The 25,287-nt window shown below is 61.0% G+C and carries 27 protein-coding genes; 14 read left to right on the top strand and 13 right to left on the bottom strand.

The window, feature by feature from the left end; genetic code table 11:
- From SFY93_RS28070 to SFY93_RS28060, 3 genes are all read right to left on the bottom strand, one after another.
- The gene (locus SFY93_RS28070; RefSeq protein WP_320445402.1) at nt 1-939 is read right to left on the bottom strand and encodes an IS110 family RNA-guided transposase; all 939 of its coding nucleotides are present in this window, start codon (nt 937-939) and stop codon (nt 1-3) included.
- Between the two features lie 185 nt (nt 940-1,124).
- On the bottom strand, nt 1,125-1,886 hold the full coding sequence (locus SFY93_RS28065; RefSeq protein WP_089265991.1) for a crotonase/enoyl-CoA hydratase family protein: 762 nt from the start codon (nt 1,884-1,886) through the stop codon (nt 1,125-1,127).
- Between the two features lie 107 nt (nt 1,887-1,993).
- A complete protein-coding gene (locus SFY93_RS28060; RefSeq protein WP_320445401.1) occupies nt 1,994-3,769 on the bottom strand; it encodes an acyl-CoA dehydrogenase family protein in 1,776 nt (591 codons plus the stop codon).
- 217 nt (nt 3,770-3,986) lie between these two features.
- Here SFY93_RS28060 and SFY93_RS28055 point away from each other — a divergent pair, with 217 nt between their 5' ends.
- Entirely contained in the window at nt 3,987-4,370 is a 384-nt protein-coding gene (locus tag SFY93_RS28055) for a YkvA family protein (RefSeq protein WP_089265993.1), read from the top strand.
- A 13-nt stretch (nt 4,371-4,383) separates the two neighbouring features.
- Here the strand turns inward: SFY93_RS28055 and SFY93_RS28050 are convergent, their stop codons facing one another.
- Together SFY93_RS28050 and SFY93_RS28045 are read right to left on the bottom strand one after the other, a co-directional pair.
- Nucleotides 4,384-6,801, bottom strand: coding sequence for a TonB-dependent receptor (locus tag SFY93_RS28050; protein ID WP_320445400.1), 2,418 nt, complete (start codon nt 6,799-6,801; stop codon nt 4,384-4,386).
- A 106-nt stretch (nt 6,802-6,907) separates the two neighbouring features.
- Nucleotides 6,908-8,329 (bottom strand): ATP-binding protein, encoded by a 1,422-nt coding sequence (locus SFY93_RS28045; protein WP_320445399.1) that lies wholly within the window; start codon nt 8,327-8,329, stop codon nt 6,908-6,910.
- 206 nt (nt 8,330-8,535) lie between these two features.
- On the opposite strand from SFY93_RS28045, the gene SFY93_RS28040 reads away from it, so the two are divergent.
- On the top strand, nt 8,536-9,156 hold the full coding sequence (locus tag SFY93_RS28040; protein ID WP_068734560.1) for a response regulator transcription factor: 621 nt from the start codon (nt 8,536-8,538) through the stop codon (nt 9,154-9,156).
- A 71-nt stretch (nt 9,157-9,227) separates the two neighbouring features.
- A complete protein-coding gene (fghA, locus tag SFY93_RS28035) occupies nt 9,228-10,073 on the top strand; it encodes an S-formylglutathione hydrolase (protein WP_320445398.1) in 846 nt (281 codons plus the stop codon).
- A gap of 13 nt (nt 10,074-10,086) precedes the next feature.
- Here the strand turns inward: fghA and SFY93_RS28030 are convergent, their stop codons facing one another.
- Nucleotides 10,087-10,599 (bottom strand): DUF3280 domain-containing protein, encoded by a 513-nt coding sequence (locus SFY93_RS28030; RefSeq protein ID WP_410001845.1) that lies wholly within the window; start codon nt 10,597-10,599, stop codon nt 10,087-10,089.
- Between the two features lie 130 nt (nt 10,600-10,729).
- Here SFY93_RS28030 and SFY93_RS28025 point away from each other — a divergent pair, with 130 nt between their 5' ends.
- The 5 genes from SFY93_RS28025 to SFY93_RS28005 are packed head-to-tail and all read left to right on the top strand — an operon-like array spanning nt 10,730 to nt 15,168.
- The gene (locus SFY93_RS28025; protein WP_320445397.1) at nt 10,730-11,911 is read left to right on the top strand and encodes a lanthanide ABC transporter ABC transporter substrate-binding protein PedA1; all 1,182 of its coding nucleotides are present in this window, start codon (nt 10,730-10,732) and stop codon (nt 11,909-11,911) included.
- Complete coding sequence (locus tag SFY93_RS28020) at nt 11,908-12,900, top strand: YVTN family beta-propeller repeat protein (protein ID WP_320445396.1); 993 nt, start codon at nt 11,908-11,910, stop codon at nt 12,898-12,900. Before SFY93_RS28025 ends, SFY93_RS28020 begins: the two co-directional genes overlap by 4 nt.
- Entirely contained in the window at nt 12,897-13,718 is an 822-nt protein-coding gene (locus tag SFY93_RS28015; protein WP_320445395.1) for a lanthanide ABC transporter ATP-binding protein PedB/LutE, read from the top strand. The genes SFY93_RS28020 and SFY93_RS28015 overlap by 4 nt, the downstream gene beginning before the upstream one ends.
- Nucleotides 13,715-14,563: a lanthanide ABC transporter permease protein PedC gene (locus tag SFY93_RS28010; RefSeq protein ID WP_320445394.1), complete on the top strand. Its 849-nt coding sequence runs from the start codon at nt 13,715-13,717 to the stop codon at nt 14,561-14,563. Before SFY93_RS28015 ends, SFY93_RS28010 begins: the two co-directional genes overlap by 4 nt.
- Nucleotides 14,560-15,168, top strand: coding sequence for a hypothetical protein (locus tag SFY93_RS28005; RefSeq protein ID WP_320445393.1), 609 nt, complete (start codon nt 14,560-14,562; stop codon nt 15,166-15,168). Before SFY93_RS28010 ends, SFY93_RS28005 begins: the two co-directional genes overlap by 4 nt.
- 9 nt (nt 15,169-15,177) lie before the next feature.
- On the opposite strand, the gene SFY93_RS28000 is transcribed toward SFY93_RS28005, so the two are convergent.
- Nucleotides 15,178-15,732, bottom strand: coding sequence for a PQQ-dependent catabolism-associated CXXCW motif protein (locus SFY93_RS28000; protein ID WP_320447872.1), 555 nt, complete (start codon nt 15,730-15,732; stop codon nt 15,178-15,180).
- Between the two features lie 2 nt (nt 15,733-15,734).
- Complete coding sequence (locus SFY93_RS27995) at nt 15,735-16,631, bottom strand: substrate-binding domain-containing protein (RefSeq protein WP_320445392.1); 897 nt, start codon at nt 16,629-16,631, stop codon at nt 15,735-15,737.
- 155 nt (nt 16,632-16,786) lie between these two features.
- Between SFY93_RS27995 and SFY93_RS27990 the strand changes: the two genes are divergently transcribed.
- Both SFY93_RS27990 and SFY93_RS27985 read left to right on the top strand, forming a co-directional pair.
- Complete coding sequence (locus SFY93_RS27990; protein WP_320445391.1) at nt 16,787-17,713, top strand: quinoprotein relay system zinc metallohydrolase 2; 927 nt, start codon at nt 16,787-16,789, stop codon at nt 17,711-17,713.
- A gap of 55 nt (nt 17,714-17,768) precedes the next feature.
- Nucleotides 17,769-18,599 (top strand): quinoprotein dehydrogenase-associated SoxYZ-like carrier, encoded by an 831-nt coding sequence (locus SFY93_RS27985; protein WP_320445390.1) that lies wholly within the window; start codon nt 17,769-17,771, stop codon nt 18,597-18,599.
- Nucleotides 18,600-18,625: 26 nt separating this feature from the next.
- Here the strand turns inward: SFY93_RS27985 and SFY93_RS27980 are convergent, their stop codons facing one another.
- Nucleotides 18,626-18,967, bottom strand: a complete 342-nt coding sequence (locus SFY93_RS27980; RefSeq protein ID WP_320445389.1) for a hypothetical protein — start codon at nt 18,965-18,967, stop codon at nt 18,626-18,628.
- A 103-nt stretch (nt 18,968-19,070) separates the two neighbouring features.
- Between SFY93_RS27980 and SFY93_RS27975 the strand changes: the two genes are divergently transcribed.
- Nucleotides 19,071-19,427, top strand: coding sequence for a hypothetical protein (locus tag SFY93_RS27975; protein ID WP_320445388.1), 357 nt, complete (start codon nt 19,071-19,073; stop codon nt 19,425-19,427).
- A gap of 3 nt (nt 19,428-19,430) precedes the next feature.
- On the opposite strand, the gene SFY93_RS27970 is transcribed toward SFY93_RS27975, so the two are convergent.
- Complete coding sequence (locus SFY93_RS27970; protein ID WP_068734580.1) at nt 19,431-19,640, bottom strand: hypothetical protein; 210 nt, start codon at nt 19,638-19,640, stop codon at nt 19,431-19,433.
- Between the two features lie 79 nt (nt 19,641-19,719).
- A complete protein-coding gene (locus SFY93_RS27965; protein WP_320445387.1) occupies nt 19,720-20,592 on the bottom strand; it encodes a DUF6662 family protein in 873 nt (290 codons plus the stop codon).
- 175 nt (nt 20,593-20,767) lie between these two features.
- Here SFY93_RS27965 and SFY93_RS27960 point away from each other — a divergent pair, with 175 nt between their 5' ends.
- On the top strand, nt 20,768-21,076 hold the full coding sequence (locus SFY93_RS27960) for an EthD family reductase (RefSeq protein WP_175366351.1): 309 nt from the start codon (nt 20,768-20,770) through the stop codon (nt 21,074-21,076).
- A gap of 87 nt (nt 21,077-21,163) precedes the next feature.
- Here the strand turns inward: SFY93_RS27960 and pqqA are convergent, their stop codons facing one another.
- The gene (pqqA, locus tag SFY93_RS27955) at nt 21,164-21,244 is read right to left on the bottom strand and encodes a pyrroloquinoline quinone precursor peptide PqqA (RefSeq protein ID WP_081421972.1); all 81 of its coding nucleotides are present in this window, start codon (nt 21,242-21,244) and stop codon (nt 21,164-21,166) included.
- 118 nt (nt 21,245-21,362) lie between these two features.
- Nucleotides 21,363-22,340, bottom strand: coding sequence for a helix-turn-helix domain-containing protein (locus SFY93_RS27950; RefSeq protein WP_320445386.1), 978 nt, complete (start codon nt 22,338-22,340; stop codon nt 21,363-21,365).
- Nucleotides 22,341-22,787: 447 nt separating this feature from the next.
- On the opposite strand from SFY93_RS27950, the gene xoxF5 reads away from it, so the two are divergent.
- The gene (xoxF5, locus tag SFY93_RS27945; RefSeq protein WP_320445385.1) at nt 22,788-24,593 is read left to right on the top strand and encodes a lanthanide-dependent methanol dehydrogenase XoxF5; all 1,806 of its coding nucleotides are present in this window, start codon (nt 22,788-22,790) and stop codon (nt 24,591-24,593) included.
- Nucleotides 24,594-24,700: 107 nt separating this feature from the next.
- Nucleotides 24,701-25,192, top strand: a complete 492-nt coding sequence (locus SFY93_RS27940) for a c-type cytochrome, methanol metabolism-related (RefSeq protein ID WP_320447871.1) — start codon at nt 24,701-24,703, stop codon at nt 25,190-25,192.
- Nucleotides 25,193-25,287 lie beyond the last annotated feature (95 nt).

The following is a 25,287-nucleotide window of genomic DNA, read 5'->3' as shown; positions in this document are numbered from 1 at the left end:
TCAAGCGTTTTGATGCTGCCATGGGGTCTTGTCTCGCAGGATTGCGTTGAGGATGGTGAGCAGCTTGCGGGCGACGGCGATGATAGCGACGAGCTTGGGCTTGCCGGCGGCGACGAGCTTGTCGCGGAACAGTTTGAGCTGCGGATTGAAGCGGGCGGCCACCATCGCTCCCATGAACAACACGCGGCGTACATTGACCCGGCCGCCGCCGATGAAGCTCTTGCCACGCCACTGGCCGGATTGCCGGGTCCATGGCGCCAAACCGGCGAGAGCCGCAATCTGACGACGATCGAGCGTGCCGAGCTCCGGCAGTTCGGCAATCAGGCTGCGCGCGATGGTCGGCCCGATGCCGGGCACCGACGCCAGCAAGTCTTCTTTCTCGGCCCAGGCCGGCGATCCCCGCACGTGATCGCCGATGTCGTCGTCCAGTTCGGACAACTCCTTCTCCAGTGCCTTGTGGAGCCGGGCGATGCTCTTCTTCAGGCGCGGATTGCTGACGCGCCGCGCACGCTGGCCTTCCGCGGCCATCATCTCAACGATCTGGCGCCGACGCGCCACCAGATCGGCTAGCAGCCGCGTCGTGGCATCGGGAAGCGGCCGCAGTTGCGGTTTGGTCGCCTCGGTAAAATGCGCGATCACCATGGCATCGATCGGATCGGTCTTGGCGCGCTTGCCGAGGGCGTTGGCAAAGGCGCGCACCTGTGCCGGATTGACCACCACCACAGGCAGATCGGCGCCGGCCAATCCTGCGGCGACCACCGTCTCGAAGCCGCCGGTCGCCTCGATCGCCACCACCAGTGGCGGTCGCGCTTTCAGCCGCGCGATCAGATCATCGATCCCCGCACCATTGCGGGCAACCGCAAAACTCTCACCGCCCGGACGCATCGCCACGTCCAACCGATCCTTCGACACATCGATGCCAACATAAATCGCGTCCATCTGATCCCATCCTTGCGCAACCGGGCTTGCTGAGCGGCCCAAGCGACTGTTCGGGTTCGATAGAACGGCAAGCAAGGACCCGCGCTCTCCCACGGGCTTGGTGTCCCTCAGGTTACTCGGTCTCCCGCCTGCCACCGCTCCGCATAGCTTAGCAGAAACGGCGGGAGGCAAGTTACAAGGTTAGATCACCCCTTCTTGCGCGCGAAGAACGCCTTGAACGCCGCGCTCGCTTCCTGCGACTTCATGCGCTCGCCGAACAGATGGCTCTCCTGATCGATGCGCCGCGTGAGATCCTCGGGCGGGAGCTTCAGCAGCCGGCGCGAGATTGCCACGGCTTCCACCGGCAGTGCGCAGATTTCGCGGGCGACCTTGCGCGCTTCGACTTCGGTGTGACCGGGCGGCACGATTTCGTTGATGAAACCGGCGGCCTGGCCATCTTCCGCCGTCATCGTGCGGCCCATCACCAGCGCGGCGAAGGCCCGCTGATGACCCATGGTGCGCGGGAACAGCAGGCTGGAGGCGGCTTCCGGCACCAGGCCGAGATGAATGAACGGCGTTGAGAAGGTTGCGGTGGTCGAGGCCAGCACATAGTCGCAGTGGAACAGCATGGTCGTGCCGATGCCGATGGCAATGCCATCCACCGCGGCGATGATCGGCTTGGTGTTCTGCGCCAGCGAATACAGAAACTTCACGGCGTTCGACGCGCGTGGGGACTCGGCCTTTTCGGCGCTGTCCTTCAGAAAATCCTGCAGGTCGTTGCCCGCGGTGAAGGCGCCGGAGCCGCCGGTGATGATCATGCAGCGGATATCGGGATTGTTCTGCGCGGTGTCGATCGCGTCCGACATGGCGTGATACATGTCCTGCGTCAGCGCGTTCTTCTTTTCCGGCCGGCGCAGCGTGATCACGCGCGTGGCCTCGTCGTCGGTCACGATCAGATGTTCGGTCATGTCAATTCCTTGCAGCTCCTTGCAGCGCCCCGCAAAAAGCGCGGCTGGCACGTTTCCTCTGCCGGATATTACATCAATCCGCTGCGGCCGATATGGTGGGCGATGGTTTATGCCAGCAAAACGGCGTCGGCCGACATCACGGATTCACTGGAGTCCATCACGGTGCGTTCAAGCGAACCAGCCTGCACCGCAACATTCTCGGCGAAGAACCGCGCAACTGTCACATAGCGTGCAGCGTCGCTGTCGCCATCGCGTGCGGCAAGGGCTTCGTTGGCCAGCATGCATCCGCCGAGCGCGGAGCCGAACAGCCGCAGATAGGGCGTGGCGCCGGACAGTGCGTCGTTTGGCGCCGAGGCCAGCTTGTCCAGCAGCCACTTGCTCGAACGCTCCAGCGAGCCGAGCGCGTCGCGGAGTTTTGCGCCGGTGGTGCCGAAGGCGGGATCGTTGGAGGCCTCCACGCGCGACACGATGCCGTTGAGTTCGTCAAGCAGTGCCCATACGGATTCGCCGCCTGACGCTGCGAGTTTGCGCGTGACGAGATCGATCGACTGGATACCGTTGGTGCCTTCATAGATCGCGGTGATGCGCGCATCGCGGTAGTGCTGCGCGGCGCCGGTTTCCTCGATGAAGCCCATACCGCCATGGATCTGTACGCCCAGTGACGTCACTTCATTGCCGATATCCGTGGAGAAGGCCTTGGCGATCGGTGTCAGCAATGCGCCGCGCGCGGCCGCTTCGGTGCGCACCTTGGCGTCGGGCGAACGTGCGGCGATGTCGAGCGCCACGGCGGTGGCGTAGCAGATGGTCCGCGCGGCGGCGGTGAGCGAGCGCATCTGCATCAACATGCGCTTGACGTCGGGATGCACGATGATCGGGTCCATGCCCGCAGTCTTGCTGCCGATGCCGCGGCCTTGTTTACGCTCCTGCGCGAAGGCCAGTGCCTGCTGATAGGCGCGGTCGGCAATGCCGACGCCTTCAAGGCCGACGCCGAGCCGGGCCTGGTTCATCATCGTGAACATGCAGAGCATGCCGCGATTTTCCTCGCCGATGAGGTAGCCAACCGCTCCGCCCTTGTCGCCCATGGTCATGGTGCAGGTGGGGGAGGCGTGCATGCCGAGCTTGTGCTCGACGCCGGAGGCATGGATGTCGTTGCGTTCACCGAGCGAGCCGTCGGTATTGACGAGAAATTTCGGAATCAGGAACAGCGAGATGCCCTTGGTACCGGCGGGGGCATCGGGCAATCGCGCAAGCACGAAATGCACGATGTTATCGGTCATGTCGTGATCGCCATAGGTGATGAAGATCTTGGTGCCGGAGATGCGATAGCTGCCGTCCGGCGCACGCTCGGCGCGCGAGCGCAGCGCGCCGACATCGGAGCCGGCCTGCGGCTCGGTGAGCTGCATGGTGCCGGTCCATTCGCCGGTGACGAGCTTTTCCAGATAGATCTTCTTGAGCTCATCGCTGCCATGGGCGTCGAGCGCTTCGATGGCGGACAGTGTCAGCAGCGGGCAGAGGCCGAAAGCGATATTCGACGCGCTCCAGATTTCGGTGCAGGCGGCGTTGATCGCCAGCGGCAGGCCCTGGCCGCCGAAGGCTTCGGGGCCGGAGACACCGTTCCAGCCGGCGGCAGTCCAGCGCGCATAGGCATCCGGCCAGCCGGGGGCGGTGGTGACTTTATTATCCGTGAGCTTGATGCCGTTCTTGTCGCCCACGGTATTGAGCGGCGCCAGAACGTCACTGGCAAAGCGGCCGGCTTCTTCGAGCACGGCAGCGGTCATATCGGCGTCGAAATCGCCGTAATGGCCGGCTTTCAGGGCCGCCTGCAGGCCGGCACCATGATTCAGGGCCAGCAGCATGTCGTTGATCGGTGCTCGGTAGGTCATGGCATCTCGCTCCCAGAAATTCTTTGGGTACACTTTTTCAGCTTTCCGCCGTCTTCCCACGAAACGGGCGGCTCCTCAACACGCCAAAGGGCGCATCCGGGGCCCGCTGTGGCTGGGCGGCAAGATCCGAGCCTCCGTATGGGGAAACGAAATCCGCCGACTTCTGCTGCAATATCAATGGCTATCTTGAAGCTGACTTGTGCGATACGACGCGTCCATGTTGATGCGGATCAAAAGCTGGGCCCGGAACATCAAGACGGACACGCATGCCGTCTATCTCGCCGCGCGCGATCCGCGGGTGCCATGGTTTGCGAAAGTTCTCGCGATCGCTGTCGCCGCCTATGCGCTGTCGCCGATCGATCTCATTCCGGATTTCGTGCCGGTCCTTGGCTATCTCGACGACCTGATCATCGTGCCGCTGGGTATCTGGCTCGTGGTGGCGCTGGTCCCGGGCGAGGTGATGGCCGAGTACCGGATCAAGGCGCGCGAAGCTGCAGAACGCCCGACCAGCAGATCGGGCATGATCGCCATCATCGTGTTGTGGCTCGCCAGCGCACTCCTGCTCGGGTGGCTCGGCTATCGCTACTGGACGCGGACCTGATCGCCCACGCCCGTCAGAACCTGACCTTCACACCGGCATAGAAGGCACGCGGCCGCGCCGGGCTGACCGAACGTGCGTCCGTGAACTGGGCGCCGCCATTGGCAAAATTCGGCACCGAGTCGGTCTCGAAGAAAGTCCCGTATGTCGAATAGCGTCGGTCGAGGATGTTGTCGACGCGGGCGAAGACCTGCACGGATTTGTCGATCTGGTACGACGCGTGGGCATTGAACACGGTATAGGCTTCAAGTTTCGGTGCCTGGTTGGAATCGTCACCGACGAAATACTGGCTGCTGACGAACAGCGCATCAGCCCCGACCTTGAAAGCGTCGGTCAGTGCATAGTCGAACCCGGCCTTGACGCGGTGACGCGGGATCGCCGGGATCTGGTTGCCGGGCAGGATCTGGACGTTGCCGTCCTCATCCTTGAACGGGCTGTTCGAGCCGATCGCGAGCGGATCAAGGAAGCGCGCATCGACGAAGGCATAGCTGGCATAGAGCTGCAGGGTCGGTGCACGCAGCGTGACCTCCGCCTCGATACCCTGCCGGCGCGTCGAGCCGACATTCTGGAAATAGCCATAGCCTTGCAGCACCGGGCTCGGGATTGCGAGAATGTCATCGGTGTTGGTGGCGCGGAAGGCGCCGAGCTTCCAGCCCAGCGTGCCCGCATTCAGCTCCTTCGTGCCACGCAGACCAGCTTCTATCGTATGCGAAACCACCTGCTTGAGCGGCGGATCGGAGATCAGGAAGGCACCGACGATGCAGGGATTGGCGGGGTCGGCGCAGCCGAGTTCCAGCGGGGTCGGCGCGCGGTTGGCTTCCGAATAGCCGGCATAGGCGGTCAGCTCAGGCGTGATCTTGTAGGTACCGCCGATGATCGGATTGAAACGGTTGAAAGTGTGGTCACCGTTGAGCGCGGTGCCGATCTGATCCTCGAGCACGATCTGCGCCGTGTTGAAGCGACCACCGCCGGTGATCGAAAACGCATTGGTCACATCGAAGGTGTCGAGCGCGTAAATGCCGCCATAGCGATTGGTGGTTCGCAGCGACACCGGGCCGATCGCGATCGGATCGCCGGACTGACCGAGGGCAATCCCGCTGCCGGTGACGACGTAATCCGGGCCGATGGTGCCGAGTTCGGCGCTGGCCGTGAAGTGACTGGCGCTGGACGAATAGCTGGCGCCGACGACGAAGCGGTTGTCATGGCCGAACAGCTGATCGGTATTGGTCGCCTGCAGGGAGCCGCCCACCGTGGTCGAGCGCGTCGAGGTCCGATCATTCTCGCCAAGAACCGCGCCGGGCGCGAAGGGATTGGCAATTTGCGCGCCGTTCAGGCCGTTGGCCGGCGTGTCGTCATCGCCGAAGCACAGGAGGGTCGGATCTTCGCAGGGCTGGGTGCCGGTCGGATTGCCATCCTGGGTCTTGTTCCGGAAGAAGCGAAGATGCGCCGCCGCCTCCACCGTCCAGGTCGGCGTCGCCTCGACCTTTCCAGTGAAATTGAGATAGCCGACGCGGTTATTCGAGGTCTGCGGCGTTGTATAGGTGGCGCCATAATTCTGCTGCAGCAGCTCGACCGGAACGGTCGCCGATGCCCCAAACTTGTTGTTGGCGACGCCCATATTGAGATGAAGCTCGCTGCTGTCGCTGCGATAGCCGACATCGCCATAAAAGCGTCGGACGTCCGATGTCGCAAAGTTGCGGAAGCCCTTGTCATGCAGGCCTTCGAGCGCGCCATAGACGGCGAAGCCCTCGACCTGTTTGCCCCATTGCGCCGAGCCCTGGATGCGGCCGAACGAGCCGCCCATCGTGCTGAGCTCGGCTCCCTGATAGTTGAAGCCGTCCTTCATCTGGATGTTGACCGCGCCGCCCAGCGCGTTGAGGCCGAAGGCGGGATTATTGGTGACCACGCTGACCGAGCGGATCGCCGCGGTCGGGATCAGGTCCCAATTGACGGTGTCGCCGAAGGCTTCGTTGATACGCACGCCATTCTGATAAACCGCGAGCCCCTGCGGCGTACCAGCCACCGGCGACGCCACGAAGCCGCGAAATTGCAGATCGGGCTGGAAGGGATTGCCCGCGACTTCGTTGATCAGAATGCCGGGCACTTGCTGCTGCAGGGCATCCGTAACGTTCAGGGAATTGGCACGTTCGATCGCGCGCGCATCGACATAATTGATACTCGCCGTGACCTTGTCGATGTCGATGCCGGAACGCGACGTTGGCGTGGTCGGATAGACGTAGACCGTCCGCGGCCGCTCGGTGACCCGCTGGGTGGTCTGACGCCGCGGCCCACGTTTGCTGGCGGTGGCAGGGGCGGATACCACCACGGGAGGCAGCACCTGCGGCTCTCCAGGCGGACTTTGCGCAAAAGCCGTTTCGGAAACCGGTAGAAGACCCGTCGACAGCGAAGCCACGACCAGCACTCTTACGCGCATCTGTTTCACCCCATTCCGCGTCGGCGCTCTGATGGCACCGTTCGGTAGCGTGATACTAGCGAGTGTGAGAGGCTGCGCTATCTGCAAATGTCGAAATCCGTCTCAGTTATTTTCCCGATAAAGTCGGGACAAATTCCCGATCGCGCGTTACAGGCGCATTTGGCAGCGGCTCCGTCACGGGAATGATAGCCTCGACAGTCACACCGTCCACATCAGATCTGACCGTGAGCGTCCCGCCCAAGGCCCAGACCCGCTCTCTCATGCCGACCAGACCAAAGCCGCCATTGCGATCAGGATCGAGGCCGCGGCCATTGTCACGCACGCGGACCAGTACATTGTCATATTCAGGCTTCGTCGCCGTTCCCATCACCGGTTCGATGATCACGCTCACGGCAGAGGCTTGCGCGTGGCGGAACACATTGGTGAGTGCCTCCTGAACGACACGATAGGCGGTCAGTTCGGCGACCTCACCAAGGGGAGCAAGCGTCGGCGATATCAGGCTCTCGATCATGACCTCCGGATGGGATTCGCGCCAGAGACGCAGCAAGACCGTGATGGCACCGGACAAACCGAGATCCGTCAGCCCGACCGGTCGCAATCGCTCGAGAATGCGGCGATTGAACTGCTGCAAGACATCGACCTGCGCCAGAATGGCAGTGCCGTGCCTCGACAAGGCACCTGTGCCCGACGGATCGTGATCGGCGAGACGCATCACTGCGCCCGCATGGGCGCGCAGGGCGAACAGATACGGCCCGAACTCATCATGCAGTTCGCGTGCGATATCCCTGCGCTCGATATCCTGCAGCGAGACGGCCCGTTGGGCCAGACGCCGCCGGTCCTCGAGCACATCGCCCAATGTGGCAGCGAGATGATTGAGCCGGATGCAGAGTGCGGCGAGTTCCGGTGCGCCAGCGGGGGCGACGCGCGCCTGATAGTTCCCGGCTTCGATATCGACCATGGCCTGCGACAATGCATCGAGCGGCGCCAGCGCCCGCCGGACGACCAGACTCGTGACGACGAACAACACCATTGCAACGATCAGACTGAGCGCCAGCTGGGTGACGATGCCGTCCCATATTTCCCGCATCTCGTCATCGGGATGCGAGGTGATCAGCAGCGTCTGCTGTTTCCCGCCAATCGTCACCGACACCGACTCCGATATCCGCTCCGGGTGAATCAAGGATACGAACCACGATGGCGGAGAACCTGCACCGTCGCTCCGATCCTGACCGTCACTCTTCGGGGACGGCATGTTCCCATCGCCTTGCCTGATAATACTGACATGTCGCAATCGATTGAGATCGGCGACAATTTTATCGAGCCGCGCATTCGGATCCTGCGCTTCGCTCAGGCCAGTTCCGATGCTTTCGATGACTTCGCGTGTCAGCCGGATCACGCTCTGGTCCTCGGCCTGGACGCGCGGGCCAGCTTCCAGTGCGAGCCGCACGACATTGGCGATCAAGCCAAGCGCGAGCACCAGCGCGACCAGGAGATTGATCCGCGCGCGCAGCGAAAGATTCTGCCACATGACCATGCTTTCACTCGCATCTCGCCTGCATGCCGCGACTATGAACTTGACAGCGAAATTCGACGGCGATCATATCGGATCGAGGCGACCTTCGATTGTCAATCATGTCACTCCAAAGGCGCGCGGCTGATGCAGCGCAGCAATCGAGGAGCAGGTCGAGACTTGCTGACAGAGTTTCTGGCCGACAGAGTTTACGGGGTTAACCCATGCGCGTTCTGATCGTCGATGATCACCCCATCGTCACATCGGGCTGCCGCGCGGTGTTCGCGGACGATCCGGAGATCGAACTGCTGGAAGCGTCCGATGCCGCCAGTGGGGAGCAGGTTTTCCTGACTGGCGACCCCGATATCTGCATCATCGACATCAATCTGCCGACAGTTTCCGGATATGAACTGGCGCGGCGCATCCTGCTGCGCGACGACACGATGCGCATCATCATGTTCAGCATGAATGACGACCCGATCTTCGCCGCCCGCGCGATCGAGAGCGGCGCCAAGGGCTATGTCTCCAAGACCGGCGACCCACACGATCTGCTGGAGGCCGTCTATGAGGTTGCGCGCGGCGGCGTGTATCTCCCGCCGGCGATGGCGCGGAGCCTTGCTTTTGCCGGACCTGCACTGACGCAAAGCCCGCTGTCGAAGCTGAATTCGCGCGAGATGGAGATCCTGCGACTGCTCGGTGCCGGCAAGAGCCTTGCCGAGATTGCATGGATGGTTCACGCTTCCTACAAGACGGTCGCCAATACATCGTCACTCATGCGGCAGAAGCTCGGCGTCCGCAGCTCGGTCGAACTGGTGCGCTTCGCCATCGAGCGTGGCATCGCCTGACCGGACGTCCCTGACCAGACATCACCTGTTTCGGCGATGTCGCATCGCTGCCGCACCCAACCTGTAAAGTCATGACCATGCAGACAGTTTCGCTCAATCGATCATATGGCGGCACACAGGGTGTCTACAAACACGCCAGTCGCGCGACCGGAACTGACATGACATTTTCGGTCTATGTGCCGCCGCATCAGGATGGCGCCAGGCTGCCTGTGGTCTGGTATCTCTCGGGTCTCACCTGCACCCACGCCAATGTCACCGAAAAAGGCGACTTTCGCGCCGCATGCGCCGAACTGGGGCTGATCTTCATTGCGCCGGACACCAGCCCGCGCGGTGCCGATGTGCCCGGAGACCCCGACAATGCCTATGACTTCGGGCTGGGCGCCGGCTTTTATGTCGATGCCACCCAGGCGCCTTATGCGGGCAACTATCGCATGTGGAGTTACGTGACCGAGGAGCTGCCGCAGCTCGTGGCCGATCGATTCCCCATCGATAGCAGTCGTCAGTCGATTCTCGGCCATTCCATGGGCGGACATGGCGCGCTGACCATTGCGCTGTGTCATCCCGATCGCTACCGCGCGGCCAGCGCTTTCGCTCCGATCGTGGCGCCGTCGCAGGTGCCGTGGGGGATCAAGGCGCTGGGCGGCTATCTCGGCGACGACAAAGCGGCGTGGCGAAAGCACGATGCGGTTGCCCTGATCGAGGACGGCGCGAGATTCCCCGAATTGCTGGTCGATCAGGGCGACGCCGACAATTTTCTGGCCGAACAATTGCGGCCTGAACTGCTGCAGAGCGCCTGCGACAAGGCAGGCATTGCGCTGACGCTGCGCCATCAGCCCGGCTACGATCACAGCTACTATTTCATCTCGACCTTCATGGCCGATCATCTGCGCTGGCACGCGGCGCGGCTCAAAGGGTGAGTTGCGGCTCGCGTTACTGCGGCTGCGGGGCGCCATAATTCGGTGCGAGCAGGCGGTTGCGCACCAGATAGCTCGTCGCCCGCGACCAGCTTTCATCGGTGTTGCCGCGCAGGTCGGCGCTCATTGTGGCGACCAGCCGCCCGGTGTGAACATTCCGCAGGGTGATGTTCATATTGAGGATCAGGTTCGAGACCTTCTGTACGAGCCCCGTAATGACGAGGTCGGCACCGATCTGCTGCGCGAGTTGTACGTCACAGCCGCCGCATGCCTGCAAGTTCCGGCCTTGCGCCGCAACATTGAGGGATGACATGTCCAGCAGCTCGAAACGGCCGGATTGCTTCATCTCCTCGCGAAGCTGGTCGGCGGCATGGAGCAGTCTTGCCTGCTCGTCGCTGCGGCGTCCCTTCACCTCGCCTTCGAGGCTCGTATCCAGCCATTCGAAATTGAACACCGCCACTTTAGGCGCTGCGGCGTGAGCCGTCGCTGTCATCATCAGTAACAGCACGGTGATCGATAGGGCTCTCATCGCGGACCTCGCATCATTAAAATGCAACGCGTCGGCAGAATCCGAGGTTGCAAGCTACGATAATTGGTTCATGTTTCAAGCACGAGACCCTTCACCGGCGCCAAGCCGGGAAGGAGTAGCCGGAGGGAACATGATACGGTGGTTGATCGGCGCGATCAGTCTCTGCGCCGTGACGTCGTCTGCGTTGGCGGCCGAACCGCTGACGATCAGCATCGGTTATCTCGGTCAGGCCGGTATCAAGGCAACTCTTTCGCTGGTCGAATTACCGTCCGAGAACGATGGCATCGCCGGCGCGCGGCTCGCCATCGAGGACAACAACACCACGGGCAAGTTCCTGAAGCAGCAGTTCGGGCTGGAAGAGGTCCGTGTGAAGGAGGGCGACGATGTCGCCGGAGCCGCACGCGATCTCGCTGGCCGCAATACCTTCATCATTGCCGACCTGCCGCCCGATGCATTGCTGCAGGCGGCCGACGCGGTGCGTGACCGCGGCGGCATCCTGTTCAATGTGGGTGCCGTCGACGATCGGCTGCGCGAGGCGGACTGCCGTGCCAATGTGATCCATATCGCGCCGACGCGATCGATGCTGGCGGATGCGCTGGCGCAGTATCTGGTGTGGAAGCAGTGGAAACGCTGGCTGCTCGTGGTCGGTTCGCATGACGACGATCGGCTTGAAGCCGACGCCTATCGCCGTGCCGCCGCGCGGTTCGGCGCAAAGATCGTGCAGGAACGTGTGTTCGAGGACACCGGCGGCGCGCGGCGCACCGATAGCGGTGTCACATTGATCCAGCGCCAGATCCCGGTCTTCACACAACAGGCACCGGCCTATGACGTCATGATCGCCGCCGACGAGAGCGAAGTCTTCGCCTCCTATTTGCCGTATCGCACCTGGGATCCGCGGCCGGTCGCGGGGTCGGCGGGTCTGGTGCCGACCAGTTGGCATGCTTCACAGGATCAATGGGGCGCCGTGCAGATCCAGAACCGCTTCACCAAACTGAATGCGCGCCGCATGACAGCGCGCGACATGCAGGCCTGGCTTGCGACCCGCATGATCGGCGAAGCCGCTTCCCGCACGAATTCGGGCGACGGCAAAGCCATTCTGGCGTTTCTGAAGTCGCCCGATTTCTCCATCGCCGGCTTCAAGGGGCAGCGGCTCACGATCCGCGACTGGAACCTGCAGCTACGCCAGCCGATCCTGCTGGTCGACGGCCGCATGGTGATCTCGGTATCGCCGCAGGACGGCTTCCTGCATCAGGTTTCGGAGCTCGACACGCTCGGTATAGATCGTCCGGAAAGCAAATGCAGGCTGCAATGATGATGAACAGATCGAAGATGCTGCGCCGTGTCTGGCTGTGTGGAGCGGCGGCATGGCTTGCAACGGCAGCGCCTGCATCGGCCTTTCTCGCTTATGTGTCGAACGAGAAGAGCAACACCGTATCGGTGATCGACACCGACAGCTGGACCGTCACCGCGACCATCAAGGTCGGTCAGCGTCCGCGCGGTATCGAACTGACGCGCGATGGCAAATCGGTCCTGGTCGCGGTCGGCGACGATGACACCATCCAGATCATCGACGTCGCCAGCCAGAAGGTGGTCGACTCGCTGCCATCCGGCCCGGATCCCGAGCTCTTTACCCAGGATGCCGCGGGCAAGATTCTCTATGTCGCCAACGAGAACGACAACACGGTGACGGTGATCGATCTCGAAAAACGCGTGCGCATGGGCGACGTGCAGGTCGGTGTCGAGCCCGAAGGCATGGCGATCAGCCCCGATGGCAAGATCCTGATCAACACGTCCGAAACCACCAATATGGCGCATTTCATCGACACCGCGACGCGCGAGATCGTGGCCAATGTCCTGGTCGACGCGCGCCCGCGCTTTGCTGAATTCAAGCGCGACGGCTCGGAACTCTGGGTGTCGTCCGAGATCGGCGGCACGGTGTCCGTGATCGATCCGGCCAAGCGGGTCGTGACCGACAAGATCGAGTTCAACATTCCCGGTCTGCGGCGCGAAGCCATTCAGCCGGTCGGTATCGGCATGACCCGGGATGCCAAAATCGCGTTTATCGCGCTTGGCCCTGCCAACCGGATCGCCATCGTCGATGCGGCGACCCACAAGGTGATCAAGTATCTACTGGTGGGCCAGCGGGTCTGGCACATGGCGTTTACTCCCGATGAGAAATATCTGCTGGTCACCAATGGCGTCTCCAACGATGTCTCGGTCATCGACGTCGCGGCGCAGAAAGTCATCAAGACCATTCAGGTCGGCGAATTGCCCTGGGGCGTCGCCATGGCACGGCCATGACCACCATCGACACATCACGCCCTGAACAGATCGCGCACGACGCGCCGGAGCCGATTGACGCGCCGGCGTTGACACCCGCTCTGTCGGTCACAGGCATCAGCCATTGCTACGGTCGTCGGCAGGCGCTGTCGGATGTCTCCTTCAATGTCGCACCGGCGAGTTTCACGGCTCTGCTCGGCCTCAATGGTGCTGGCAAGAGTACGCTGATTGCGCTGATCACCCGGCTGTTCGGCATTCAAACTGGACGGATCAGCGTATTCGGCCACGACATCAGCGATACGCCGAGCGATGCCTTGCGGCTGCTTGGCGTGGTGTTTCAGCCGCGTACGCTCGATCTCGATCTGTCTGTCATGCAGAACCTGCTCTATCATGCGGCACTGCAGGGCATCGCGCGGCGCGAGGCCCGGCTGCGCGGCGACGAGGTGATTGCACGCATCGGCCTTGCCGACCGGGTGAACAGCCGGGTGCGCGATCTCTCCGGCGGACAGATGCGACGTCTCGAGATCGCCCGCGCACTGCTGCACCGGCCGCGGCTGCTGTTGCTGGACGAAGCGACCGTCGGTCTCGACGTGCAGGCGCGCGCCGATATTCTTGTGCATGTCCGGATGCTGGTCGCAGAACAAGGCATCGGCGTGCTGTGGGCCACACATCTGTTTGACGAGATTGCCACCAGCGACGATCTCGTCGTGCTGCATCACGGCCATGTGCTTGCACGCGGTTCCGTAACGCAGATCCTGAGCGAAACCGGCGCGCCCAATTTCGACATGGCTTTCCGGAGCATGACCGAGGCGGCCGACCGGCGCGGGAGGTCATCGTGAGTACGACATTTGTCGCGCATGAGCGTCGCAAGCTGGGTTTTGGCAACTATGTCACCTGCCTCAACGGCATCCTTTGGCGGGAGGCGTTGCGCTTCCTGCATCAGCGCGAACGTTTCGTTTCGGCGCTGGTGCGTCCGCTGGTCTGGCTGTTCATTTTCGCCGCCGGCTTTCGGCAGGTGCTTGGTATCTCGATCATCCCGCCTTATGAGACCTATATTCTCTATGAGGTCTATATTGCGCCCGGTCTGATCGCGATGATCCAACTGTTCAATGGCATGCAGTCCTCGCTGTCGATGGTCTATGACCGCGAGATGGGGAATATGCGGACGCTTCTGGTCAGCCCGCTGCCGCGCTGGTTCCTGTTGATATGCAAATTGCTGGCCGGGACAGTCGTCTCCCTGCTGCAGGTCTATGCGTTTCTTCTGATCGCGTGGTTCTGGGACATCGCTCCGCCGCTCATTGGCTATCTCACTGTTCTATCGGCACTGATCCTGTCCGGATTGATGCTGGGATCGCTGGGCATGCTGATCTCGTCGCGCATCAAGCAATTGGAGAATTTTGCGGGGGTCATGAACTTCGTGATCTTCCCGATGTTCTTTGCGTCGTCCGCGCTCTATCCTTTGTGGCGCGTGCAGGAGGGCAGCCCGATGCTCTATTATCTCTGCCTGTTCAATCCCTTCACCCATGCGGTCGAACTGATCCGCTTCGCGCTCTATGACAAGGTCAATTGGGTCTCCCTTGCCGTTGTCGCAGGCTGTACCGCCGTCTTCATGATCGGTGCAATCATTGCTTACGATCCCGGCCGCGGCCTTGCCCGCCGGGCACCAGCCGGGGGCGAGACATGAACAGACCGATCGGCGTCATCACAGCACTCTTGTTGATCTGGTCAGGTACTGCGCAGGCCGCCGATCCGCGTTATCCCGACTGGCCGTGCGTTCAGGCCAAAGTGCCGGAAATCTCGCTGGCTGCCGTCTGGGCCGGACCGTCGATCGACGATGTCGCCAGCGCCTGGAAGGACGACGTGGAGGTCAGCGCGCTTGTCGAACGTCTGGCGACACGGCGCGTACCCGTTGAGGAAGCCCAGAAGGCGGTCACGGACTTTCTGTCGCGATCGCCAGACAAGGCCAGGTCAGGCAAACTGATCTTCGCCGGGCTGTTCGACAACTTGAACGCGCAGCGCGCGACGGTGCTGGCCGGTCTCGAACGCGTCACGCGCAAACAGCGCGAAGCCGCCGATCGGGTCCGCGCCGACACGGCCATGCTGCAGTCGCTGCAGAGCGCATCACCACCCGATCAGGCGAAGATCGACGAACTCAACAACAAGCTGCTATGGGAAGCCCGCATCTTCGACGACCGGCGCCGCGTCGTCACCTTCGTCTGCGAGGTGCCGACGCTGATCGACCAGAGGCTGTTCGCGCTTAGCCGCACCATCCAGCAGGAGATGGAATAATATCGCTTGCTAATTCGCCGGCGGCCGCGGTTCAGGCTGCGCATCCGCCAGCGGTAGATCCTCCAGCTCCCAACCGTCGGTGCCCTCCGGATACCAGACGACATTGCTGTAGCCGTAGGACAGCGCGCGCTTTGCGGCATTCCAGGACATCCAGCAATCGGCCTGACAGTAGATCACCAGAAGCGCAGCACGGTTGCCGGCCGATGCGCGCGCGAGACCATCCCGCAGATAGGCCTCGGTCTCGGTGGCCAGCCTGCCGTAGCCGGTGTCGGGCAGCCACAGGCTGCCCGGAATGTTGTGCCGCGGCTTGTCGCGCCAGACTGTTTCCGGCGGCAAATTGGCCGGCTTCGGCGGACGCGGCATGACATCAATGAAAGCGCCACGTTTGTCGCGCCAGATCGCCTCGGCGTCTTTCGTCGTGATGACGCGTCCGCCTTTCAGCGTCGCCGGCACCAACGTGCGATAGTTATCGGTGCGATAGTCATCGGGCTCGGGGACGATATCCTGAGCCCGGGCCGACGTGACCATCACCAGTGCCATCGCGAGAAGGATGGCGTAACGCATGGTCACGGCGACTTGGCTGCCGCCTCCGGCCCGATCGGACGATTGTTCTCATCGAGAATGGGAACGCCGAAATCGAGCAGGACCTTGTTGATGGCCGGCTGGTTTTCCTGAATCAGCCGGTTGAGCTGCCGCTTCCAATTCTGATCCGCGGAGCGCACGCCCATGCCGATGCGATAGACGAGGCGGGGGCCAGTGGTTTCCTTGACCAGCGGCGTGACATGAAGCGGAGGATTCGCGTTCTTGGCGTAGAAGCCCGCCATAGGCCCCCACAGGATCGCTGCGTCGATATCGCCAGATGTGAGATCCTTGATCATGGCCAGTGCTGATGAATCAATGCGGGTATCGATCACCAACGGGTAGGGCTTCGCATTCACCATCAGGCCGTTGACCGCCATATTGGTGGCCGGCGGCGTCCCCGCCACGATGCCGATATGCTTGCTCTTCAACCTGGCGTCATCCAGTGTCGTGACATCATCGAGACCGGCGCCGGTCTTCGACACCAGCGCATAGGCCGTCCGGTAATAGGGATTGGTCCCCTGGACGAGGTCGTCGCCCTGCGGGAAGCCCATGATGACATCGCAACGATGCGCGCCGAGAGTCATGCGAACGAAGCCCGTCGCCTGCGGGAAATAAACATAATCGAGCTTCTTCTGCAGTTTGGCTGCGAACAGCTCGGCGAGCTTGTTCTCCAACCCCTCGCCCTTCTCATTCGAGAACGGCATGTTACGCGGGTCGGCGCAAACACGCAGCGACTGCGGATCGACCAGCTCGATCGAGAGATCGTCGGTCGCAGCAGTCTGGCCAAGCGCGGTGCATATGCCCTCAAGCAACAGCGCACTCGCAAAGAGCGACGTGAGTAGCGCGCGACGTTTTCCGGATCGTTCCGCTCTGTGGTGCATGCGCTACCTGCCGTTCACATTTGATGGGTGACACGACAAAAACCTAGGCCTCTCGTTTTAAGCGTGCAAGATGCAATGGGGCGCTTCCGATGTTGCGCCGCACTTTCCGGATGATTGCAGGATCGCTGCTTCCCCGGAGTGATATGGAGATGCAAATGACATCTCGCTTTGCGATGCATGCAGCGCTCATCATGCTGGCAATGCTCGCATCTGCTCGCGCGCAACAACAGACTTTGGCGATCAGTGAAATCGCGCCGGGCGTCTTCATGCATCAGGGGCGTATCGCCTTGATGTCGTCAGATAATGACGGCGCCATCGCCAATATCGGCGTCGTGATCGGCGATCGGGCGGTTGCCGTGATCGACACTGGCGGCAGCGTGCGGGAAGGGCGGCAACTGCTGGCTTCCATCCGCGCGCACACAGACAAGCCCATTCGTTACGTCATTAATACCCATGGCCATCCCGACCATATGTTCGGCAACGCCGCTTTCGTCGCTGACGGAACCGAGTTCGTCGGCCATATGAGGCTGCCGCAGGCACTGGCTGTACGCGGGCAGTATTATCTCGACGCATTCAGGCGCAGCATGGGCGACGCACTGATCGATGACGTCCGTATCGTACCGCCAACCCGGCTTGTCGATGGAGAGCTCGTCCTCGATCTCGGCGGGCGCACACTTATCGTGAAAGCTTGGCCCACCGCCCATAGCGATAGCGACGTCACTGTATTCGATACGGCGACGAAGACGTTGTTCGCTGGAGATCTGGTTTTTCTCCGCCATATTCCCGTGCTCGATGGCAGCATCCAGGCGTGGCTCAAGCTGCTGGACGATCTCGCGGCGCTGCCGGCCGAACGCGTCGTTCCCGGCCATGGTCCAGTGAGCGATTGGCCGCAAGCCCTCGCCGCTGAACGCCGGTATCTCGAAACACTCGCGTCCGGTATCCGGAAGGACGTCATCGATGGCAAACCGATCGCGGAAGCTACGAAACACGCGGCAGAAGCGGAACGCGGCAAATGGGAGCTTTTTGATGACTACAACGTCCGCAACGCAACTGCAGCATACTCACAATTTGAATGGGAATGACTGCCGGTTGGGGTAGTATCAAGCGCGTCGCTTCTTCCCTTGCGAGGGCCTTACCATGCCGGAATTTGCAATCCGCAGCGTCTGTGCCGCCATCCTGCTGAGCGCCTTACTCAGTCCGCATTCTGTGTCCGCGGCCGGTCCGGAGCCTTACGATCCATGGCCGGGGCTGGTGCAGGATATTTTCGACAGCCGACCGATGGACGACGGCAGCAACCTGATTGCACTCGAGATGCCGACGCGCGCGGAGGATGCCGCCATCGTGCCGGTGACGTTGCGCCTTAAGCCGACATCGGACGCGCGCTCGCGGGTGGTGACGATCACGCTGGTGATCGACCAGAATCCGGCGCCCATGGCCGCGAAATTCAAGCTCGGGGCCGACGCAAATGTCTCGGAGATTTCAACGCGTGTCCGGATCAACAATTACACCAACGTCCATGCCGTCGCGGAAACCAGTGACGGCAAGCTCCATGTGGTGCAAACCTATGTGAAGGCATCCGGTGGCTGCTCTGCACCAGCGGCGAAGAATGCCGAAGAGGCCAAGGGCCGGTTGGGCCAGATGCGCTACAGGGAGTTTGCTGGAGCGCAAAACGAGGAAAAAAGCGGTGCGCGCGAGGCGCAGGTCATGATCGGCCACCCCAATAATTCCGGCCTGCAGATGGATCAGGTCTCGCAACTCTATATTCCGGCCCTCTATGTCGACCGGCTCCAGCTTTGGCAGGACAACAGCCCGGTCCTGTCGATGGAGGGCGGCATCTCGATCTCCGAAGACCCGAATATTCGATTCACTTACGTCTCAAATGGCGCAAAGACGTTCCGCGCCGAAGCCAAGGACACTGACGGGCATCAGTTCAGGCATGAGTGGAAGATCAATGGCTCCGGCATGTAACGCAGCGCATCATGCCGGCGATAACGCTAGAAGCAGCGCACTTCAGCCTCGGCCTGGGCGCGCCTGACGTCATTGATGGCGCTGGTGGCCTGCTCCGAGGTCCGGAACTGGGCGCTCAGATTGCCGCGCACCTGCGACATGCTCAGCGCCGTTTCCGCCGTGATATAGCGGGTATAGGGCACCAACGACGCCACGACATCGATCGAGCACGAGCATTGCTCGATCGATTGCCGGGTCTCGCCATTCGCTTTCATGCAGCCGAAGACATATTCGGCGCGCGCGGAGGTCGGATAGTCATTGACCTCCGCGGCTCTTGCCGACCCCGACAAAACGGCAACGGCCGCAAACGCGACGAGATATCCTGTCATTCGATCGGGTCCCACGAGAGCCTCGCAAAGCTGGCGAAGACGACTGGCAAACTATACTAAGAAAACGAAACGGCTCAATAAGCCGAACAGATATGGAGGGGACATGTCACGCGCATCTCTATCGATGGCTGTCATATTGTTGCTCATGGCAAGCCAAGCTCATGCTCAGGGCAAAGCCGGAAAGGGCATTCGGCTCTGGAACCTGACGACATCAACCATTACCGGGTTCCAGCTATCCCCGGCTGGAAAGCAGCAATGGAGCGCCAATCTGACATTGGCGGACAAGGATAAGGAAGTCGATCACGACGAGCGGCTGCGCATCACGGGGATAGAGCCCGGCAGTTACGACGCCAAGGTCAGCTATTCCGAGGCGCGCCAGTGCGTGGTCAGGAATATCGAGATCAAGGCCGATGCGGTATTCTCGATTGCGGACAAGGACCTGCAGGACTGCAACAAGTAACGATCATGCCTTGTCATGGCTATGCGGATATTCGCAGCGCCACTTCACCGCGGTCCATTTCGGGTGTTCGCCGATCCACTGGGCGATGTAGGGCGGCGCTGCCATGGCGCATTGATGCAGCGAGAAGTCTGCCGTGAACGACAGGTTCCGCTCTTCGCAGGTGTTCGGCGACATTACCGCGCAGACTGTCAGGACCAGATTGATCATATTCATGTCGGCATCCCAGATCGTTCACCGGACGATAACATCTGAAATACGCGTCCGTCAGCGCGAAGTTTCGGCGATCTCCAGGCTAAAAATTGATCCCATAAACCAGACGGGCCTGGTGACGTTCGAAATTGACCAGATCCAGCGTCGATCCTGGTACCTCCGAGCGGCCCCATAATTGGGTGCTCCAGCTGGCGGTCAGCCGTGATCGGTCCGAAAGCTGGACATAAGCGGTTGGCCCGACGAACAGCGCCTGACCAGCCAGTTCGCCAAGGCCGATCCCTTCATATCGGCGCATATAGCGCGCTTCGCCGCCGAGAAGGATGCCGGGGCGCACCTGCATCATGACGCCGAGCGCAGCTCCGATGCTTGCCTCGCGTTCCCGCGTTCCGGTATCGACATAGCGCGTCCATTCCGGCTGATAGATCAGATTGAGCGCCGCAACAGCGACGTCGGGGACGATCTCGCGATCGAAGGCCAGCGTCAGCCCTGTGCCGTAGCTCCTGACCCGTGCTGCGCTCGTTTCGTCGATCCCGTTGAACTGCGTGTCGATCGCGAGCGTCATGCCGACGGGGGCCGTCTCGCGATCAAGAAATCTGTAGCGGAAATCCAGCGATGCCCCCTGCCAGGCGAGCGTGCGCTGATCGGCGAACCCGGGAACACCAGTGATCCGATGGGCGGAGAAACTGCTGCCGATCTCGATGCGAATGTCCTTGGCGGGAACGAACTCCAGTTCGAATTCCTGCTCGCCCGCGCGATAGCGACCGCCGGATTTGCCGAATCGCCCGGTCGTCTCGCTCTGGAATTCCCGCTCGCCCACCCGGCCGATGTCACTGCCGATCATGAAGCCGAAAATATGCTCGGTATCGATGTCACCGGCCTGCACGCGTGGCACGGCCAGCGTGCTGAATGCAAGAATCGCCGCGTAGACTGTCCTGACGCCGCGCTGCACCTGCATCCAATCCTGTCATCGAAGAGAGACGTATATATAAAGATAACGCACCGTGCGAGCCTAGTCGAAATTGGCCCAGCCGCGAAGACGTCCTGCGATTGACTTGAACATTGCACCAGGATCGGTTGCTATACGCACGCGGGGCGCGCCTTAGTGCCAATAGTCAGGGAAGGATATGCCCATGGCGAGACTCCTGGTCCTCTACAAAACACCGAAGAAGCCCGCAGCCTTCGACAAATACTATCAATCGGTACATATCCCGCTGGCGAAGAAGATTCCGGGGCTGAGACACTATGGTGTCAGCACAGGGGGCGTCACAACGCCGACGGGTGACAGCGATATTCATCTGGTCGCCGCGCTGGATTTCGAAACGGTTGCAGCGCTCAAGCTGGGCCTCGCCTCGCCGGAAGGGCAGGCTGCAGCAGGCGACCTCGCGAATTTTGCGGATGGCGGCGTAGATCTTCTGATCTTCGACACGAAGGACGTCTGACAGCCGCAACGCGCGTTCAGCGGCCTCTGCCCGGCTCACAAACCGTAGTCTGCGAGCCGGGAGAGATCGATCAAAATGATCAATCTGTCACTTACGGGCCGCGCAGGCGTACATGTTGATCTCCATGCCGACCTGCACTTCCACGATCTTCGGAGTCTTCCAGCTCATCTTGGTCTCCTCAGAGTTTGCGCGATGATTGCGCCGCCGCACGATAGGCAGTGAGGCGACGTCTTTCAACTTAACTCCTCAGGTTGCGGCGCAAAAAGTTCAGGCAACCAAAGTGTAACTACACTTCCTCGGCGAGGGCGGGGCGCTGATGGCCGTGATGCGCCTTGTGTATCGCGGATGGAGCCACGCCAAAATATTTCCGGAACACGCGACTGAAGTGCGAGGAACTTGAGAAGCCCCAGGAAAATGCGACGTCCGTGATCGTCTTTCCGTTCTGCGCTTCCAGTTCCTGCCGACAATTCTGCAGCCGCGCCTGCCAGATATAGTCGCTGACAGTTATCCCGCGGTCGCTGAACAGCATATGCAGATAACGTTTGGTGCAGTGCAGTGCAGACGAAATCTGATCGATGCTGAGCTCGGGGTCGCGCAAATGTTCCCGAATAAAACCCTGTGCGCGGACATACATGGCTTCCGGCCCGACACGATCAAGCGTCATGTCGACTTCGCGCAGCGGCAACAGCAACAGATCAATCAGTGAATCGGCAACACCGATGGCACTGTTTGGCGATAGTCTGGTCGCTTCGTGGAAAGCGGCCTGTACGAATTCGTGCGCGATGCGCCCGGTGCCGGCGCGCGCCGACAGTTTGCAGGCGGCCAGATTTCCCGCACCGAGGCCGCGCTCATGCAGCAACTCCTTGGGCACGATCACGACGTCATGGCGTGTAAAGGCCGGGCTGACGATGGTATGCGGGCACGACACGTCATAGACGAGGCAATCGCCGGGCCCGATATCGATCCGGCGACTGTCCTGTTCGAAATGCGAGACGCCATAAGTTTGGAACACAATCTTCACGTAGGGATGATCGCTTTGCCGAATTCGCGGGGCTGCGTGGCCGATTCGATGCTGGCTCGCCTCGATGTGGCACAATTTCAGCCGCGAAACCGATGTGCAGCTGATCAGCGCATCGAATGTGGATGCTTCCAGCGGATCGATGTCAAATCGCCCGCACAGATCGGTCAGGGCATCTGACCAAACCTGGATCTGCCTTGTCGGCGTCAATCCGGATGTGCTGAGAGAACTAAGCGTATCGGACATGAACAATTCACCGATGAAAGGTCATCACGTAACAATTCGTCACGAGACGGAACTATACTTACAGAACGAAGCACATATCGAATGAAGCACATATGGAAAAATGTGCGAAACAATATGTAACGGCACAGCCCGCAGCTCGTGAATTGTGGTCAGAGTAACTCACTTCTCCTTGTCGATCCTCTGACTCGATACCAGCCCCGTCAAGTGAAACATCACCCTTAGGTCGCAGTGCGGCGATCCGTGTGCAGTGCGAAAGGCGTGGGCTTTCCGGATACCGTTCAGGTTTTTCGTCAATGTACGAGAAAATTATCTTGCACGGGTTCTCTGTCGAGCAAGCCTGCTTCGCTCTTGGGCAAGTACGCAGCAGCGGATCTTGCTACTCATAGATACCAAAATGAAGCTGGGCCGCTTGACGAGACCCGGCATTATGTCTGGGAGGACATCACGATGCGAAAGGTGCTGCTTGCGACCTGTCTTGGCACAATGGCGGCCTCTGCCGCAGGCGTTGCCATCGCCAATGATGAACTGACAAAGATGGCGCAGAACCCGAAAGACTGGGTAATGCCAGCGGGCGACTACGCCAATACGCGCTATTCGAAGCTGAACCAGATCACGGCGGCTAATGTCGGCAAGCTGCAGGTGGCTTGGACCTTCTCTACCGGTGTTCTGCGCGGCCACGAAGGCGGTCCGCTGATCATCGGCAACATGATGTATGTGCATACGCCGTTCCCGAACAAGGTCTACGCAATGGACCTGTCGCAGGACAACAAGATCGTCTGGAAATATGAACCGAAGCAGGATCCGAACGTCATTCCGGTGATGTGCTGCGACACCGTCAATCGCGGCGTTGCCTATGCGGACGGCAAGATCTTCCTGCACCAGGCCGATACCACGCTGGTCGCACTCGACGCCAAGACCGGCAAGGAAGTTTGGACCGTCAAGAACGGCGACCCTGGCAAGGGTGCAACGGGCACGTCGTCCCCGCTCGTGGTCAAGGATAAGGTCCTGATCGGCATCTCGGGCGGCGAATTCGGCGTTCAGTGCCACATGACCGCCTATGACCTGAAGACCGGCAAGCTCGCTTGGCGCGCCTTCTCGGAAGGACCGGACGACCAGATCATGGTCGATCCGGAGAAGACCATGGCGCTGGGCAAACCGGTCGGTAAGGATTCCAGCATCAAGACCTGGCAAGGCGACCAATGGAAGATCGGCGGCGGCTGCACCTGGGGCTGGACCTCCTACGATCCGGAATTGAATCTCGTCTATTACGGCTCGGGCAATCCTTCGACCTGGAATCCGAAGCAGCGGCCGGGCGACAACAAGTGGTCGATGACCATCTTCGCGCGCGATGCCGACACGGGCATGGCCAAGTGGGTCTATCAGATGACGCCGCATGACGAGTGGGACTATGACGGCGTCAACGAAATGATCCTTAGCGATCAGCAGATGAACGGCCAGAACCGCAAACTGCTGACGCATTTCGATCGCAACGGCCTCGCTTACACCATGGATCGCGTCAGCGGCGAACTGCTGGTGGCGGAGAAATACGATCCGAAGGTGAACTGGACCACCGGTGTCGACATGAACAAGTCGTCGCCGACCTATGGCCGCCCGAAGGTGGTCGATCAGTACTCCACCGAGAAGCAGGGCGAAGACGTCAACACCAAGGGCGTCTGCCCGGCGGCACTCGGCACCAAGGACCAGCAGCCGGCGGCCTATTCGCCGGATACCCAGCTGTTCTATGTGCCGACCAACCATGTCTGCATGGACTATGAGCCGTTCAAGGTGAACTACACCGCCGGCCAGCCTTATGTTGGTGCAACGCTGTCGATGTATCCGCCTCCGGGCGAAACCCATATGGGCAACTTCATTGCCTGGGATAACAAGACCGGCAAGATCGTCTGGTCCAACAAGGAACAGTTCTCGGTCTGGTCGGGAGCGCTCGCCACTGCCGGCGGCGTGGTGTTCTACGGGACGCTGGAAGGCTACCTGAAGGCGGTCGATGCCAAGACGGGTAAGGAACTCTACAAGTTCAAGACTCCGTCCGGCATCATCGGCAACGTCACCACCTACGAAAACAATGGCCGGCAGTATATCGCCGTCCTGTCAGGCGTCGGCGGCTGGGCCGGCATTGGTCTCGCAGCGGGTCTGACGGATCCGACTGCCGGTCTCGGTGCCGTCGGTGGTTATGCAGCCCTGACCAACTATACCGCACTCGGCGGCGCGCTGACGGTCTTTGCACTCCCACAGTGAACTGACGCATCAGTCACCGGCGCATGGCTTCGTCCATGCGCCGGTCTTTTCTGAAATCGCATGTCGAGGACAAGCTATTGCGTCACATCTGGTCTGTCATTGCCACGATTGTTGTCGTGGCCTCTGGGAATACGAGCTTCGCCGAGAACGCCGGCGATCCGAAAGCCGTTAAATCCGAAGACGGCAAGTATCTGGACAAGGAGGGCAATCCGACCTTCAACGTTGCCGCCGATGGCACCATCGACTGGTACACATATTCGGGTTACCGGCGCTATCACTCGGAATGCCACGTTTGTCATGGCCCCGATGGGATGGGATCGACCTACGCACCGGCACTGAAGGACTCGCTGAAAACGATGAGCTATGGCGACTTCCTTGGCATTGTCGCCAGCGGCCGCAAGAATGTCAGCACGTCGCAGGAAAGCGTCATGCCGGCCTTTGGCGATAACACCAATGTCGCCTGCTATATGGACGATCTCTACGTCTATCTGCGTGCGCGTGCCAATGATGCAGTCGGCCGTGTCCGCCCGGGCAAGCGCGAGGAAAAGCCCGCAGCCTATACGGAGGCCGAGAGCGCCTGCATGGGGAAACCGCACTAATGCGGATCGCAAGCCGCTGACCTGCAATCCCTGATGACGCGAGCTCGGACGGCACAGGACCGGATGACGCAAGATCAAATGACCGAGGGAGTTGA

The organism is Tardiphaga sp. 42S5 (assembly GCF_034044155.1).
In the GTDB taxonomy this organism is placed as follows: Bacteria; Pseudomonadota; Alphaproteobacteria; order Rhizobiales; family Xanthobacteraceae; genus Tardiphaga; species Tardiphaga robiniae.
Note: the sequence above shows the minus strand (reverse complement) of the source record. Positions and strands in the feature narration are given on the sequence as shown.